Origin of the sequence: Novosphingobium acidiphilum DSM 19966, assembly GCF_000429005.1 — a bacterium.
Lineage (GTDB): Bacteria > Pseudomonadota > Alphaproteobacteria > Sphingomonadales > Sphingomonadaceae > Novosphingobium > Novosphingobium acidiphilum.
In genome coordinates this window covers 1,742-19,232 of record NZ_KE386832.1, presented here as the reverse complement: position 1 = coordinate 19,232, position 17,491 = coordinate 1,742, and the positions used below count along the sequence as shown (strand labels likewise).

Genomic DNA, 17,491 nt, shown 5'->3' with positions numbered 1-17,491 from the left:
TGTTGGCTGCCGTGTCCGGCATGGTTGCAGTGCCGGCGGTGCTGCTGCCGTGGGGCGGGGTGATCGAACACAGCCGGGCGCTGGGCCTGGTCATCGGCGCACTTACGCTGTTTGTGGCGTTGATCGTCATGGCCTTTGCCGTACGCTATTTGCGCGCCGACCCCCGGGGGGCGGCCTTTGGCGTAACGCTGGGCCTGCTGGTCGGTTGCGTGCTGACCTGTGTGGCGACCGGCAGCCTGTTCGTGCTGGCGGCGGCATGGGTGGCCAGCGGCCGGCTGCTTGCGCGCCTGATCGGGCATGACACCACCTGGCCCGAGGCGCGCGCGGCGGCCAGGCGGGCGCGCCATGCTTTCGCGGTGGGCGACAGCGCTTTGGTGGCGGGATTGCTGGTGCTGGGGCTGTCGACAGGATCTGCGGCAATCAGCCCCGTGCTTGCCCAAAGCGCCACTTTGGCAGGGCCCACAGGTGCAGCCGCAGCGCTGCTGCTGCTGATTGCGGCGGCTGCGCGCTGTGCTCTGCCGCCGTTTGCGGGTTGGCTGGCTTCGTCGATGACCGCACCAACCCCGGTTTCCGCGTTGATGCATGCAGGCCTGGTCAACGCGGGCGGGTTCCTGCTGATCCGGTTTGCACCGCTGTTTGAAGCGGCGCCCCTGGCCCGGCTTGCGGCGATTGCTGCGGGATTGGGTGCGGCACTTTATGGTCTGGGCGTGATGTGTGTGCGGCCAGACATCAAGCGGTCGCTGGCTGGATCGACCGTGTCGCAGATGGGCTTCATGATCATGAGCTGCGGACTGGGTGCCTATGGTGCCGCACTGTGGCATATCGTGGCGCATGGTCTGTTCAAGGCCTGGCTGTTCCTGGGCTCGGGCTCGGCCATCGGCATCGGCAAGACACCCGCGGCGCCGGGACTGACCCATTCGATCAAGGGGTGCGCGATACTGGTCCTGGCCGGTGCACTGGTGCTGACGTGGGCCGGACACATGGACGGGGCGCTGGTGCCGCTGCTGCTGGCGCTGGCTACGGCGATGGTCACCCTCAACGCCGGTCTGGGCACGCAGATGCCGATGCGTTCCCGGCTGGCTGCCACCGCGATACTGATCGTCCTGGCGGCAACCCAGGCAATCGGGGTGTGGTTGACCACCGTCGCGGTCGGCCACGAAGGGTCAATGGTGCTGCCCGGGTGGGCGCTTGATGGTGTGCTGGCCGCATTTCTGGGGGGCTGGGTCTGGCAGGCGCAACGGCGATCGTTGCCGCGCCGCATCTATGTCCATTTGCTCAACGCCGGAGCGCTGGCGTGCGTCGGTGCGGGAGAACCAGCATGAAAGCACGGACTGAAGGTGCCAATGCCAGTGCGTATGCCTATGTCCAACCCGCGCCGGGGCGTGCAGAAATCGCGGCACTGGTTGCTCTTGCCGCACGCCGGGTTGCTCCGTTGTGGCCCTTGCAAAGCGCCATTGCGGTCAACCCGCTGTCAGGCTTTGAAGAGATGGCGTTTGACCAGGCCGTGGCACGCGCAGCAGCGATCTTCGGCGCGCGGGACAGCCTGTCGATCGAAACCTGGCGCAACCTCGTTCGCGCGCAACAGATCGATATTGCCGCACTGAAAAAGGTTGCCATTGCCAGGCTCGGGGGCCTTGTACCCGCGTTTGCGCCAATAGGCCCCGATGTGTCGCGGCTCGATCTGCTGATGGCCAGATTGATGGACCTGCCGCCCCCCGATCAACCCGCCACGGCTGGCGGCGCCGACCCGGGTGCGGCGTTGATCGCCAAATGGTGCGCGGTGTTCTTTGACCAGGGGCAGGCGGCCTGTGCCATGCCTGGCCGCGACCTTGGACTGTACCGTGCGGTTGTGGCGTTGATCGGTCACGATCGCGATTACCGAAGGCTTGCCGGCGACGTGGGGCAGCGCGTGGTGCATTGCGTGCCACGCGATCCGCTCGACGCCATTGCCGAGGGTGTCGAGGCGCTGAAAATTCCATCCGATGAGATCGAAGAAACTCTGGCTGCGCTGGTTGCCCGCCTGCCGGGGTGGGCCGGGCATATCCGCTGGCGCAGCGAATATGCCGAACCGTCCGACAGCGCCGGCGCGCCGGCGGGCATGGCCGATCTGCTGGCGCTGTGGATATTGCTTGAGCGCGCGGGCATAATGGCGCCGCCGCCGGCACTGTGGCCTGCAGCATGCGATCCCCGCCAGCTGGCCATGCACTTCGGCCTTGGACAATCGCAGTGCGCCAGCCAATGGGGGGCGATCGAGGCGATCGCCACTGTCCGCCAGAGCGAACTGGCGCACATGTTCATGGTTGCGGCCGAGCAGGGGTTTCGCGACACACTGATTCCGGCGCTGACCGCCGCATCGCGGTCCGGTGCCACGCAGCAGGCACCCGATGCGCAGCTGGTGTTCTGCATCGACGTGCGATCAGAGCCTTTCAGGCGGGCGCTTGAAGCCCAGGGCGCGTTCGAGACGTTTGGCTATGCCGGTTTTTTCGGATTGCCGATTGCGCGCCATCGGCATGACCGCGGACGCCGGCAACGCCTGCTGCCGGTGCTGCTGGCGCCACAGCACGATATCGCCGAAACGCCCGTTCCCGGCTACGATGTCGATGCGCTGGTCCGGTCCGAAGCGTTGCACCAACACACACGGGGTTTGCTGGGTACTGCCAAGCACGGGCTGGGTTCTGCGTTTGCAACCGCAGAAGCCCTGGGCCTTGTGGCCGGGGGGATCATGGCGGCCAGAACCCTGGCGCCTCGTCTGATGCAACGGGTCATGCAGGCGATCAATCCTGACATCGAACAGGCAATGGCGCCCGCGCTGGACACGCATGCGCTTCATCCCGACTTTCCGGCGTTCACCCTGGCTGAAAAGATCGGTTACGCATCGCTGCTGTTCCGGATGACCGGCATGTCGAAACAGACGGCGCGCCTGGTCGTGCTGACCGGCCATGGCGGCGCAGCGGTGAACAATCCTTATGCTGCGGCGCTCGATTGCGGGGCATGCGGCGGCCATCCCGGCGGGTTCAATGCGCGCGTCATGGCGGCCATCCTGAATGATCCGGCGGTGCGTGAAGGTCTTGCCGATGAAGGACTGTCGTTGCCCGCCACGACGCTGTTCCTGGCCGCCGAACACAACACCACGACCGACCAGGTGACCGTGTTCGATATCGATCAGGTGCCCTTGTCGCATAAGGGCGATCTGGCTGCGCTGCGCACCGCGTTTGATCGCGCAGGACAGGCCAACCGTACACAGCGCGCCATTGCGCTGGGCCGCGATGCGGATGACCTGATCACGGGGTCATGTCATTGGGGCGAGGTTCGGCCCGAATGGGGCCTGGCGCGCAACGCCGCTTTCGTGGTTGGACCGCGCTGGCTGACGCGTGCGCGCGATCTTGGCGGCCGCGCCTTTTTGCACAGCTATGACTGGACCACCGATCCCGACGGCACGACGCTGGCCATGATCCTGACCGCTCCGATGGTGGTGGCCCAGTGGATCAATTGCCAGTACCTGTTTTCGACGATTGACAACCATCGCTACGGTTCGGGTGACAAGACCACGCAGAATCCGGTCGGCCGGATCGGCGTGGTGCAAGGCAATGGGGGCGATCTGCGGATTGGCTTGCCGCGCCAGTCGCTGTTTTCGGACGATGGCAGCCCTTATCATATTCCGCAGCGGCTGCTGACGGTCGTCCACGCGCCATTCGATCGCGTCGAAGCGGTCGTCACCGCGCATGACATCCTGTCGCGCCTGTTTGGCAATGGCTGGGTGCAGCTTGTGGCGATAGACTCTGCCACCGGCGATGCGCGACGCTGGGCCGCCGATGCCGAATGCGCGCCCAACCCGCCCGCCTGTCAGGAGAACCGGCCATGACCGATGCCGCCTTTGCCGACCTTGTGCTCCACCAGTTGAAGAAAATCGAAGTGATCGTACGCGCCGAAGACCAGCGGATGATCGAAGACCTGCTGCACTCTGCCGGAATGGGGGGATGGACAGTGATCCGCGATGTTGCGGGTTATGGTCATGACGGGTTCCACCAGGGGCGGACGATTTTCAACGATCAGACCGGGTTGGTGATGTTTGTCGGCGTGGCCGAGCCGGGCCCGATTGCAGAGGTCGCGCGCGGTCTGGCGCGCTTTTTCAAAAGCCGCCCCGGGGTCACGTTCCTGTCCGACGTTGCCGTGATGCGGTCGGAATATTTTGCGGCCGCACGATCCGCACCCTGACCCCGCGTGTTTGCCCGCGACAGCAGACGGACGGTTGGCCCATCAAAACAGCGCGCTACCCGCCGCCCAGCTGATCGAAAAATGCGCTGCGATCGGCCCGCAGATCATCGGGTGTCTGGCAGACCAGACTGTCGAGTTCGGTGCGCAACGCCAGCGACAGGCGCCTGATCGCTTCGCCGTGATCGCGATGGGCGCCGCCCACAGGTTCGTAGACGATGCGGTGGATGATGCCCAGGCGCAGCAGGTCGGCGGCGGTGATCTTCATCGCCGCGGCCGCGTCCGGGGCGCGATCGGACCCGCGCCACAGGATCGAGGCGCACCCTTCGGGCGAGATCACCGAATAGATCGCGTGTTCGAACATCATCACGCGGTTGGCCGAAGACAATGCAACCGCTCCGCCCGATCCGCCCTCACCCACGATCACGGCGATGATCGGCACCCCCAACGCCAGGCATTTTTCGGTACAACGCGCGATGGCTTCGGCCTGCCCGCGGGCCTCGGCGTCGATGCCGGGAAATGCGCCGGGCGTATCGACCAGCGTGATCACCGGCAATCCGAACCGGTCGGCAAGATCCATCAGCCGCACCGCTTTGCGATAGCCTTCGGGTTTGGCCATGCCGAAATTGTGCGCAAGGCGCGAAGCGGTGTCATCGCCCTTGGCATGACCGATGACCATCACCGGGCGTCCTTCGAACCGCGCAAAGCCGCCGATGATGGCAGGATCGTCGCCAAACCGGCGGTCACCACTGAGCGGCAGGAAATCCGCAAACAACCCCTGGACCAGATCGCCAAAATGCGGTCGCGCGGGGTGCCGCGCAACCAGGGTACGCTGCCACGGGGTCAACTGCGCGTATATGTCCGCAAGCTGACGGCTGGCGCGTTCGTCAAGCATGGCCGCTTCGGCTTCATGGTGGCCGCCGGCGCGCAGCGCGGCGGCGCTGGCGATCAGCGCCTCCACCGGTTTTTCGAACGCCAGATAGTGCATCACACCGTCATCGACATGCCGCGATAGATCCGCGCGCGATAACGCGAATCTTCAGCATCGGGCAACGGCGCACCGACCAGCAGCACCGCGCGGGTAAAACGTTTGGTTTCCTCAAGCTGTTCGTCGAGATCACGCGGCTCTTCCGAGCGCACGCGCCGGGTCAGGTTGATCTGGTTGACCGGCACATTGTGCACCAGCCGTTCGTTTTCGACCGCCAGCGTGGCGGTGAACGCATGCAGCGTGGTCTTGATGAAATTGGCCAGCGCAAAAGCGGGGCTTTTGTCGCCCATCGGCACGTCGGGCGATGCCAGCACCAACTGGCAATCGTCATAGAGCGAGGCCTTGCGCGCGACGAGGAAATGCGCGGTCAGATTGTTTGCCACCACGGCCCTGAATTCGTCGGGCGTAAGCAGGGCATCGCTTTCAAACAACCGCGTCGGCAGCGCTTCGAGCGGGGTGGACAGGATGGTGGTGGGGCGGCCCCAGCGCAGCAGCGCGCGATCCATTGCGGCCTGAACACCGTCATCAAGCAGCACCGATTCAAGCGGCGCGTCGGCAATGTCGGCCAGGGCATCGCGCACCGCGGCAAAACCGGCATCGCTGCGCGTCAGCAGGATGACTTTGGCGACGTGGCATTCGGTCATGAACTGGCGCGCCGTTTCGGCCAGAAAATCAACCAGATGTTCGCCGATTATCCAGACAACGCGGCCGCGCATCTGATCCAGCCGCTCCTGATTGGGGCCGCCGAACAATTCACGTTCGGTGGTCGATCGTTCGACGCTTAGTCCGCCCGACGGCATGAAGGTTTCGCCGCTGACCGCGCGATCGGCAAGGAAGAACACCGTCGCCTGGGCGACGTCGGTCTCGGTCGGCATCTTGCCGAGGTAAAGTTGCGACAGCACGCCGCTGCCAACCTTCTTGGCCTCTGCCGCGATGCGTTCGGCAGGAAGAAACGGCAGTTCTGCAGGCGGCACCTTGAGCAGCCAGCTGCTGTTGGCATCGTCGGTGTCCGGCCGGTCGACCCAACCCGGCGCATCGAGGAAATAGCCCGCGCCGCGCAAGCGCGATACCAGCCGTGCGGCAATCGCCGGGGTCATCAGGTATCGATCCCAGGTGCAAACGCCATCGCCTTCACGCGCGCAAGCCAGCGCCAGATCCCTCAGTTCGCGCGGATTGTCGGTGTCGTGCGAAATCCGCACCGTGTCGTTGCGCGCCAGGCGGTGAAGCAGCGCTTCGACGCGGCTGCCGCGCCGCAGCGCCTTGACCACCGCGGCGTGGATTGCGTTCAGACGCTTGTTTTCAAGGATCAGCTTGCCGCGGCGGTCGAACAGCCCCGGCTTGCCCGCCGTTCCCGCCAGGCGGTCGCCATCGACCGGGCCGGGCGCGATCGCGTTGAACTGCACCTCGGGCCCCAGATAGCGCGCCATCGCTTCGACCATCGCGCGCTGGCCCGATTTGGACACCGCATAGTCGGCGCGGTTGGGATAGGCGACAGCCAGATATTTTTCACCACCGAAATAGGACGAAACATTGAGCACATAGCCCGATCCCTGGGCCTTCATCAGCGGCACGACATGGTGCATCAGCACGAAATTGGAAATGAGATTGGCATCGAGCGTATAGTTCCACGCATCCAGGCTCATATCGACGACCATGTCTTCGGCGCCTGCGACGCCGGCATTGTTGATCAGATAGTCGATGCGGCCAAACGCCTTGATCGTTGCATCGACCGCGCCTTTGAGCGATGCAAGATTGCTGACATCGAGTCCGGCCATCGTCTGGACCCGCCGTTCCACCCCGGCAAAGCCGATGTCTTCAAGTTCGCTGACGATGCGCGCGCGCGCCACGGCAAGTTCGCCTTCGCGACGCGCCACCATCATGACTTTGGCCCCGGCAAGCGCCAGCAGACGTGCAACCTGGCCGCCGATGCCCGCCGAGCCTCCGGTGATCAGCGCAACTTTGCCAAGATGAAGCCCGGTGATGTTTTCGCTGAAGCCGGCCATCGCCTTGCGCGCACCGGTGGCATCGCCAATGCTTTGGGGCACGTAAAGCGTGACTTCGGCGACTTTGCTTTCCTTGATCAGAACACGCGCGGCATGACCCGCGGTGAAACGGGTGTTTTCAGGTTCGGTGTTGGTAAACCGGACGATCTGATTGCCCCATTCGGCCTGGCGACGGCGTCCATGGGCGACATCGACTTCGGATTCATCGCGCCAGATACGCACCAGCTGTTCGGTGGCGGCGCGCAAGACATTGGCATAGACATCGCCCTTGCCGTCGCAGGGGTTCGAAAGGAACAAAAAGCGCGGGCATTGCAGCAATTGATCGTGGCTTTTCCAATACCGACTGAGCGTGCGCGCCAGCGCCATTGCCCCGACCAGTTCCTCATCCATGAACGACGCAACGTCCTTGTCGGCGGCGTTCGACAGTGTGCCGACGAATTCGCCCGGCGCGCGTGCCGGCATGAAGATCGCGCCGGTGATCGGCGCGTGATCTTCGCTGTAGGCGGCCAGCGCTGCCTCCATCGCGGGCGGCTCGTTGCGGTTGAAGCGCACGATGGTCAGCGCCTTGCCGATCGATTCGGCCTTGGCGCGGGCCTGTGCGATGGCCACGTCGGCCTGCCGCGGCAGGCCCAGCAGGACGTTCGCCCCCGATGCCAGCTGAACTTTGGCAATTTCCAGCGCATCTTCCCACGCATCGCCCGCCACAATCAGCGCGGCAAGTCCTACGCCATCGATCGAACGCATCGTCGGGCGCGCCAGGAATGTCGACCGCGATTCCTTGCGCAAGGTCATGCCATGCGTAACTTCGAAGTCATGGCCGTTGTAATAGGCGGATTCATCGCTGCCCAAAAACACGCATGTCGCCGCGATATCGTCTGGCAGGGGGAACGTCTTGGCCTTGGCCGCGCCGCCGGTGCTGCGTTCCAGCGACATCATGTCAAAGAACTGGTTGGCCGTGGTCCCCGGCGCATCGCCGCGCAGTTTGTCCATGGTCGCAAATACCGAACGGATGCGTTCGCCTTCGATCGGTCCCGGAAACACCAGGTTGACGCGAATACCGCGCAGGCCCAGTTCCAGCGACAGTTCCCTTGACCACGCGTTCATCGCCGCCTTGGGCACGACATAGGCGGCGCGCGCATAATAGGCGGTGCGCGAAAAGATCGTCGAGACATTGATGATCGAGCCGCCTTCACGCATCGCCGGGGCCGCCGTGCGCGCCAGGTTCCACGCCACGCCAAACACATTGCGCATCGCATCACCAACCGTTTCGGTATCGGTCGACCCGTGCTTGCGCTGCGCAGCGAGTTCGTCGGCCGTGAACGGCAGCTGTTCGATCGGCTGCTTGGGCCCGGCCGATCCGGCATTGTTGACCAGCACATCGATATGCCCGAACCGCGCAACCACCTCGGCGATGCCATCGCGCACCGATTGCGCATCGGCGCCGTCCAGTACCACCGTGGCCAGCCGCGCCGCATCGACGCCGGTTTCGCTGCGCAAGGCATCGGCGGCGGCTTCCAGCCTGGCGGCCGTGCGCCCGGTCATCACCACGGTGGCGCCTTCGCGCAAGTAATGGCGCACGATATGACCGCCCAGATTGCCCGCTGCGCCGGTAACGACCGCGATCTTGCCGGAAAGCCTGCCTGCAGCCGGTGGGGTTGCGGGCTGTGCCAGTTTCGTTGCCTTCGCCATCGTGTCCTGCCCTTTTCGGTTAATCGTGTTGGGTCACCCATGCTTCGAGTAGAGCGTCACGGCTGCGCAAGCCGAGCACCGGCAAGGCGTGATTGACGACATACGTTGCGCCCGAATGCCGGTTTTCCCACATGGCCTGATGCGCCTGCGGCAAACCATCCCACGGCACGACCACCGGCTCGGTCACTTCAAGCAGACCGGCGGCGATCATGTCATTCATCCGTGCGACTTCGTAGGCGTTGCACAAATGGGTGCCGAGGATCGATGCGGTCGGCATCAGGATCTTGCGTTGCCGGGTCCACACTTGCGGTGCGTAGAAAGTAAAGCGCCGGCCCGACAGGTCTTCGGCAAAGACCACGCGCCCGGTGAACGGTTTGACCAGCGATGTCGACACGCCCAGCGTATCCTGGCCTGCGCGTTCGAAAATGAGGTCCGGGCTGCCACGCGGATTGTCGGCCGAACGCAGGATCCGGCCCACGGCCGATCCAAACGGCTTCATCACGCGATCCTGATAATCGCGCACGGCCGCCTTGAATGCCTCGATGTCGGCTTTGGCATCGGGCAGCCGCGGCATCGTCGCCGGCCACACAAAGTTTGTTCCTTCGCGGCGGCGGATCGCCTCCAGGCTGACGATGCCGGCGATGGCGTCCTCAAGCCCCAGCGATTGCAGGAATTCGCGCTGGCCATCGGTGGTGGTTGCCACGACGCTGCGGGCGTTGAAGCGCCGTGCGGCTTCGATGATTTCCAGCCCGGTTTCATCAAGCAGATCGTGCGAGCCCGGGCCGTAGTAGATCAGCACCGCTTCGCCGCCGCGCAAAACCGCGCGGCGCAGCATCGCTTCGGGTAAGGTCGCACCCGGTTTGCCCATAAAGCTGAAATGATAGCCGGAAGAAGCGCCGTAAAACGCCAGCGTGCCATCCTTTGCCAGCATTTGGAAACTGCGCGGAAACGCGGTTTCACCGGCATGGCTGACCACATAGTCGGCACCTTTTCCGCCGTTCAGCGCCTGGTATTCGGCCAAGAGCGGCGCCCCTGCCGCTTCCCACGCGCGCGCGGCATCTGCATCCTCGGGCACGACGGTATAAAGTTCGGCAAAACGCGGATCCTTGCGGTTGATCGCGCCGATCGCGCCCTGCTGGCCGGTGATGAACGCGGCGCGTTCGCTGCTCGACACCAGCCCGGTTACCTGCAGCCCGGTGCGCACTGCACTGCGCAAGGCATCAAGCCCGGTGCCGGTCGCCGCACCTTCGACAAACAAGGTGCGCCCCGGGGCGATCTGCAGCGTGGTGAACAAACAGCGCGCAATCGTGCCCAGGTTCAACACATAGCTGCCCGCCTGTTCCAGCGTCAGGTCTGGCGGGATCGGGTGCATTTGCGGCGCCTGCACGGTCAGGAACTGCGCGTGGCTGCCGGTTTGTGTTTCGTAGCCCTGGATCGCAAAGCCGGCAAACATCGGATCGTTGCCGACCTGCGGGGACAGCAGCGCGTTGGTGCCCGAATAGACCGTTACCAGATCGCCGACCTTGACGCGCCCCTCGGCGCGGGTTTCGCTGCCGAGCGCGGCAACCAGCGCGATACCGCCAGAACCGGTGATCTGCACATCCTCGTCATGCGCATCGAACGGCGAAACCGGAATTCCGGTCAACGCCCAGATGTCGTTGAAATTGACCTCGCTGGTCAGCATGTAGAGCAATGCTTCGTTGGGCGCAGGCTCTGGCACTGTGACGATCAATTCGCGTTCATGCGTGGCGGGCGGCCCGAACCGCGGCGCGCCCGTTGCAGGGTCGCGGGCAATGCCGAACGCGTATTGCCACGCCGGGATCGGGCTGACCCCGGGATAGAACGGCGCGCCGACGGGCAACAGATCGCCCGATGCCAGCAGCGCGGCAGCGCAGGCGGCATGGTCGGTGTCCGGCCACACGCCATTGCGGCGCACAGGCAATGGCGGACTGGTTTTGTCGATGAACTGCCGGATACCGGTTTTGCCACCTTCGGGGTCGACCACCGCTGCGGCAAATAACGCGGCTTCGCGCGCAAGGCCCGCCGCCATGCCCTGTTCAAGCCCGGTACGCACCGCGTCGAGCGCGCGTCTGCCCGCAGCACCGCGACCCGCCCAATCGAGCTGTGCCAGCATAGCCTGCAGGAAATCGTCGGCCAGCACGCTGTCGAGATCGACCGCAGCCGGGCGCGCCCAGCGCGCAGTCGTGGCCTGCCTGGCCGCAAACGCGCGGCCCAGCACACTGTCGGCGCCGTGGCGGACAAAGCTGCGCACCGCCGCATGCGCCTCGGCCAACGCATCGCGGGACCCCTCGACCAGTTCGTCGATCAGGCCGATGCCGGCCGCCGCGGTCGCATCGATCGTGCGGCCGCCCAGAATCAGGTCCAGCGCATCGCGCACCCCTTCGGCCCCGCGCGCATCGTTCAGCAGACGGGGCAGGCGCTGTGTCCCGCCATAGCCGGGCAGCAGGCGCAGGCGGATTTCGGGTTGGCCAAACCGTGCGGTAACCTGCGCAATGCGATAATGGCAGGCAAGCGCAAATTCCAGGCCACCGCCGAGCGCCACCCCCTGAACCGCCGCGATGCACGGTTTGCCCATTGCTTCGATCCGCGCAAACGCGAGTTGGGCATTGTTGGGCAGCACCATCGCTTCTTCGGGGGTGTGAACGTCTTCCAGCATCTGGCGAATATCGGCGCCGGCCACGAACGACGACGTGCCTGCGCCGGTGAAGACGACGGCCACCACGTCGTCCTTGCGCGCCAGATGATCGACCACGATCGCCAGTTCATCGATCGCGCGCTCGTTCAGCGCGTTCACCGGCGGGTTGGTGACGGTGACCGTGGCAACGCGTTTGCCGGGTGCGACCGCATTGTACTGGATCAGGAAATAACGATATCGCTCGAACAGCGATTGTTCCTCTGACAGGCGCTGCTTGCGCTGCCAGTCGTCGATCACGGTCTTGAGTTCGGTCAGGCTTTCGGGATTGCGCAGCGTCGTCATATCCCCCGGATCGGCCCCTTCGACCAGCGCGCGCACCATGCGGCGCATGTATTTGCCGCTGCGGGTTTCCGGAAACTGCGACACTTCGATAAAGTCGGCGGGCACGGCCACGGCGCCCTTTTCGGTGCGCACCAGTTCGAACAGTCTGCGCCGGTCCTCGTGGGTAAGCTTGCGACCGACAACCGGCACGACAAAGGCCAGCGGCGTCAGCCCTTTTTCGCGGTGCGGTGCACCCACCACCAGGACATTGCCAACGGGCGAATCCGGGTCGAGCGTCTTGTCGCGCAGCACCGCGCCTTCGATCTCTTCGGTGCCCATGCGGTGGCCCGAGACATTGATGACATCGTCGCTGCGGCCATGCAGCGAAAACGAGCCATCGTCATGGCGGATGGCGAAATCGCCCTGCGTATAGGCCCAGGCCCCCTTCCACCGGGTCCAGTACCCCGTTTCCCAGCGCGCAGCATCGCCGCGCCAGGGTCCGATCACGCTGCCGTTTTCAACGCGGAAATTGTCGACATCGCCCCAGATCGTGCGCGCCAGATAAGGATACGGCGCCGTGATCACGATTTCGCCCTTTTCGCCGGGCTCTGTCCGGCGCCACGGCAGCCCGCCAACGCCGGCACGCGCAAACGGCACCGCACCGGGCGGCGCATCGCCATCCTCCACCCAGACATCGCCGACAATCCACGGCAGCGGGTAGGCATGGGCATCGGCGCGCAGCGGAAAATCGCGGTTGCCATGGAAATGGGTCCAGGCGATGCCGCCATGCTCGGTTGCCCAATAGCTGTTGATGTAGCGCGGCGTCACATGCGCCATGCCGAATGCCTGGACCGAGGGCGAAGTCGGCTCGGCGCAGAATGTCGCCACGCGCAATGACGCCATGTCGTAGCGCTGCACATCGGCAAGGTTCGACGGATCGGACATCACCGATTTGAGGAATGTCACCCCCGCCTTGAAGATGGTGACCTTGTGGCGTTCGATCATCGAGGCAAAGCGCCCGGCGTGCGGAAACACGGGCGACCCTTCGGAAACGACCGACGTCACCCGCGTCGTCAGGGCCGCCGAAATCAGGTAGCTTTGGCCGGTGATCCAGCCGGGATCGGCCACGACATAGATGGTGTCGCCGGGGCGCGCAGCGAACGCCACCGCCATCGTATGGGCAATGCCCGCGGTATAGCCGCCGTGGACATGGACGATGCCTTTGGGTTTGCCGGTCGATCCCGAGGTATAGATGAAAAACATCGGGAAATCGGCATCCACCGGCCGCGGCCGCGACGTTGCCCAGATGGCCCTGACGAAATCGGCATCGGGCAGCGCGAGCAAATCGGTCTCACTGGCAACCGCAAAACCGGCGGCGCGCGCGTTGGCCATGATGGTATCAAGCGCCGCGTCGGTCAGATCGTGGCTCCAGCGATCGCGTTCGCTGCGCCACACGATATCGGGCTGGGCGGTGTGGCGCACCACGATGACCGTATCGACCCGCGGTGGCAGGGCCACCAGGCTTGCCGCGATGGCCAGCCGCACACGCGCGGCATCGCCGGAACCGATCCGCCCTTCCTTGCCCAGCACGATCAGCGCCCGGCCGACCCCGCGCATGACGTCGGATCGTTCGACGGTGATTTCACCCGCCAGGGTTTCAGCGACTGTGGCATGGATGACCGCGGCGTCTGCCTGGGCCAGCCCGAGATCGGTCGCCCCCAGCACGGCCAGTGCTGTTGCCACCGGGACATAGTTGTCGAGCGCCGGGTCGGTATAGGCGGTCTTGAACGCCGCGACTTGCGCGTTTCGGTAACTGCCGTCCGATGTAACGATCACCCGGGCCCCGGCATCGGCAATGCGATCGGACAAGGTCTTGTCGCTGAACCCGCCAAACACCGCAGTATAGACGATCCCCAGCCGCTTTGCCGCCTCGGTCCAGTAGATCTGCGGCACGATGCTTGGCATGTTGAGCGCGATGCGGTCGCCGGCTTTCAGCCCCAGCGTTTCGAGCGCCACCGCGCACTTGGCGGTTTCGAGCAGCAGCCGCTTGCGCGAAACCGTGAAACAATCGACAGGGGCACCCCGACCGCCATCGGCGGCCATATCCCAGCGGTCACCTTCAAAGATCAGTGCCGGTTCAGCACCATGGCCGGCCAGAACATGACGATCGACCTCGTTGAACGCCGCGTTGGTCCTTGCACCGGTGAACCAGCGCCAGTGCGGCGCCTGCGATGGATCAAAGGCCAGCGTCCAGGGCTGAAAATCCGGCGCCACATCGGCTGTCAAAGTTTCGCCTGTGACCGCGTCCCAACCCGCCCAGTGCCCGTGATGGTCACGCGACAGCCAGGCCCCGTCGCTGCCGACGTGATCGACAAACCAATGGATCGTTTGCGCGGCAATAGCGCCGTGAAATGCGCCGGGATCGGCCAACGCCGCGCTGCGCATCGCATTCCAGTCGTCTCGGGTCTGGACGGGATTGATCGAACGCGCTGCATTTCCGGCAGGCAGGGGCGATGGTGCCATGACCGAATCATCTCTCCCTCGCATTTTTTTGAAGTGAGACAGATCGGTGCGGCCTTTGCAACATTTCCCTTTGGGGCAGGCTTTGCCTTTGGGGTGTCGCTCGTTGTGCCCCGGCCGTCATCATTGAACAAAGGTCATCCCGTGGGGCTCGTGGCCGAAGCGCGGTGCGTGACCGATCAGCGCGCCGAGCGTTGCGCGCGCCTGGCCCGGCAGCGTGCGCACGAACGCGCGAAGCCCCTGCCTCTGCCGGTTTTGCCAATTGGGCCGTAGCCGGTCGCGGCGGTGGCCCAACCGGCACCGCGGGGCGCAGATTGGGATGCGGGATTTCCGATACTTTGCCGAATGACCGTGGAACTTAATGGCATTAAAACAATCGTTTCCGATGATCGCATGTAACATAAAATATGCATGTTACATAACTCTATTGAGTTGCACTTGCGGGCCGTTTCAGCGATTTAAAAGGCAGTCTCGGCAATTTTTTTGTCTTATTATAACGTATTGTATTTTTTAGTATTTATGAAGAAAATCTTTTGATGGTCGATAGATTTGTACGATTTTTTCATCGTTGATTATCGATAATCAGAAGATTTAGTGGAAAACGATATTTTCAAGTGAGTCATTCTTAAGAATATCGTTTTCAGGCTTCCAAATTTTCAATCAAGGTGTTTTTACATGGGTATTGTTCTTCAGATTGAAAATCTTTCTACTCGGAAGATTAAGAAAATTGATCTGAAAGACGGGGGTAATGCTGTAAAGTTGCCCAAGGGTTCCCATGTTCGTGTGGTTGATAAGGCCACGGGCAAGGAAATCGCGCCGGATAAGGCCATTCGTGTTGGCGATGATATCCATGCGCAGTTTACTGCCGACGGCCACCTGGTCGACATACAATTCATCGAAGGCGCGCGTGACTCGGGCCAGTCGTTGCCGCAGGGCGATGTTTCCCTGGCTGCTCTTGGGCAGGCATTGCCTGCATTCGATGCGTTCAGCGATGCTTCTGCCGGCACTTCGGCGCTGACGGCCGATGCCGGTGCGGGCGCGGCAGCGCCTGCTTCGGGTGGCGGCGTCGGGACAACGGCGTATGTGCTGTTGGGCCTTGGTGCCGTGGGTGGCGGCATTGCCGCTGCGGCGGGGGGTCATGGTTCTTCGGGTGGCTCCGGTTCGGGTGGCTCTTCGGGGGGCACTACCGTCGTCGCGACTGCCACCCCGGTGCTGGCGCTGGGTGCCGGCGTCTCGGGCGGCGCGAGCGCGACGACCGCGATTGAAGCCACTGGTGTCGTCACAGTGCAGGCAGCGAATGGCGCTGCGGTCACGGTTACGTTCACCAATGGCGGGCATACCGTTACCAAGTCTTTGACTGGAAACGGCACGGCGCAGGCGGTTGCCCTGACTGTGGCCGACCTCCAGGTGCTTGGTGACGGCGCCATTGCGGTGTCGGCCACGGCCACTGCTGCCGGGGATACGGCCTCCAGCGCGGCAACCGCCTCGTTTACCCTGCTTGCGCCGCCGGCCCCTGTCCTGACGCCTGCGGCATGTCTGGCGCAGTTTGCGGATGCGGCGCAGGCAACGGCACCCAGTGGTGTGTATTCGCTGGTCGCCCAGGCCGGCAGCACGGTTACGGTTACCTTTACGCATGGTGCCAACTCGGTCGTCATGACGCTGACCGGAACCGGCGCGCCGCAAGTTGTAACGCTGACCAGTGCCAATCTGGCGACGCTGGGTGATGGCCCGATTGCCGTGTCGGCGGTGGCCTCTGACGAGGCGGGTTTTTCCGGGGCGGCCGGAACGGGTTCGTTCCTGCTGCTTGCTGCGGCGCCCGCGGCAGACACCGTTACGGCGGCGCAGGCCGTCCAGTATAATCTGGCCGGCCTTGGGATCGTCTACAATGTTCAGGATTCCGGCGCGAACATTGCGGCAAAGATTGCGTCTGCGGGGCTGAGTTTTCTCTCGCATGCCAGCAACATTACCGTGTTTTCGGCCAATGCGACGCAATTGCTTGCCATTCTGGGCGCAACCAACAGCGGCGTTACCACGTTCGGTTCGCTCAGCGACACGTCCGGTTTGCTGTCCGCGCTCAACAATGCCCAGCTCGCCCATGTCACGGGTCTGGTGACCGCCACGACACCGGCGAATGCGGTGCAGGCCGCTGCCCTGGCGGCCCTGACCCATCCGGTGGTCTTCTCGATTGCAGACACCGCGGTCAATCTGCAGGCGCAGGGTTCGCTGGGCTATCTTGCGGCGTCCACCGGCGTGGTCGTGGCCGGCAGCACGACGGCGATGCAGGCCAGCGCACTGCAGGCCGCGGTCGGCACTGCGGTGGGCCTGCAATTCGCGCAGGTGTCTGATTCAATTACGAACTTGCTGGGGCAGTCATCGCTGCATTACCTGGCCGATGCGACCACGGTCGTTGCGTCAGGTCAGGCGACCGCGCAGCAGGCTCTGGCCCTCCAGTCTGCGCTCGCCACCGGAGCAACCGCGCAGATTGCGCTGATTTCCGATACTGCGGCGCATCTGGACGCCGAGATTCATGCCGGGCTGACGCTGGCCGGGGTTGGCGCGCTGAACGTGATCGGGGCTGCCAATGTTGCGCAGGCACAAGACATTGTCGCGGCTGATGCCCAGGCCTTGATCCCGTCGATTTCCGACACGGCGGCAAATCTTGCCTCGCTCACCAATGCGCAACTTGCGGCATTGGCCGGGCATCTGGTCCCGGGCGGCACGATCACTGCAACCACCGCAGCGAACGCAACGCAGGCTGCCGTGCTGTCCAGCGGGTCGACGCCCGTGGTCTACAGCATCAGCGACACCGCTGCCAACATCGCGGCCGCCAGCTTCGGCACCGCCGATCTGCCTGCCAATATCATCGCGACCGGCGCCACGTCGGTGGCCAATGTCCTGAAGATCGAAGCGATCGGTGCAACCGGATCGGTGACGATCGGTGGTGTGGCCGATACCGCGGCAAACATTGCCGCTCAGATCGTCGCCTCGGGCCGGGGCTTTCTGGCGCATGTCGGATCGATCACCGCGACCGGCGCCGCCACCGTGGCGCAGCTTGAACAGATTGCCGCCGCCCCCAACACCGGTGCGACCACCGTTGGTTCG

General features: G+C 64.1%; 8 protein-coding genes. 4 read left to right on the top strand and 4 right to left on the bottom strand.

Features of this window, described 5'->3' with window-relative positions; translation table 11 throughout:
* Positions 1-11 precede the first annotated feature (11 nt).
* From G404_RS19690 to G404_RS0117445, 3 genes are read left to right on the top strand one after another with little or no spacing between them, the layout of a single operon-like run.
* The gene (locus G404_RS19690) at positions 12-1,322 is read left to right on the top strand and encodes a proton-conducting transporter transmembrane domain-containing protein (protein WP_245584586.1); all 1,311 of its coding nucleotides are present in this window, start codon (positions 12-14) and stop codon (positions 1,320-1,322) included.
* On the top strand, positions 1,319-3,862 hold the full coding sequence (locus G404_RS19685) for a DUF2309 domain-containing protein (RefSeq protein ID WP_084601484.1): 2,544 nt from the start codon (positions 1,319-1,321) through the stop codon (positions 3,860-3,862). The genes G404_RS19690 and G404_RS19685 overlap by 4 nt, the downstream gene beginning before the upstream one ends.
* Positions 3,859-4,215 (top strand): P-II family nitrogen regulator, encoded by a 357-nt coding sequence (locus G404_RS0117445; RefSeq protein ID WP_028642180.1) that lies wholly within the window; start codon positions 3,859-3,861, stop codon positions 4,213-4,215. The genes G404_RS19685 and G404_RS0117445 overlap by 4 nt, the downstream gene beginning before the upstream one ends.
* Before the next feature lie 55 nt (positions 4,216-4,270).
* On the opposite strand, the gene G404_RS0117440 is transcribed toward G404_RS0117445, so the two are convergent.
* The 4 genes from G404_RS0117440 to G404_RS20715 all read right to left on the bottom strand — a co-directional run bounded on the left by G404_RS0117440 (position 4,271) and on the right by G404_RS20715 (position 15,529).
* A complete protein-coding gene (locus G404_RS0117440; RefSeq protein ID WP_028642179.1) occupies positions 4,271-5,203 on the bottom strand; it encodes an acetyl-CoA carboxylase carboxyltransferase subunit alpha in 933 nt (310 codons plus the stop codon).
* A complete protein-coding gene (locus G404_RS0117435) occupies positions 5,200-8,892 on the bottom strand; it encodes an SDR family oxidoreductase (RefSeq protein ID WP_051280923.1) in 3,693 nt (1,230 codons plus the stop codon). Before G404_RS0117435 ends, G404_RS0117440 begins: the two co-directional genes overlap by 4 nt.
* Before the next feature lie 19 nt (positions 8,893-8,911).
* Positions 8,912-14,392 (bottom strand): AMP-binding protein, encoded by a 5,481-nt coding sequence (locus G404_RS0117430; RefSeq protein ID WP_169719742.1) that lies wholly within the window; start codon positions 14,390-14,392, stop codon positions 8,912-8,914.
* 657 nt (positions 14,393-15,049) lie between these two features.
* Positions 15,050-15,529 carry a hypothetical protein gene (locus tag G404_RS20715; RefSeq protein WP_169719741.1) on the bottom strand — a complete coding sequence of 160 codons (480 nt, stop codon included), beginning with the start codon at positions 15,527-15,529 and terminating at the stop codon, positions 15,050-15,052.
* Between the two features lie 144 nt (positions 15,530-15,673).
* Here G404_RS20715 and G404_RS20710 point away from each other — a divergent pair.
* Positions 15,674-17,491 (top strand): beta strand repeat-containing protein (locus G404_RS20710; protein WP_169719740.1); only part of this gene is annotated, 1,818 nt, incomplete at its 3' end.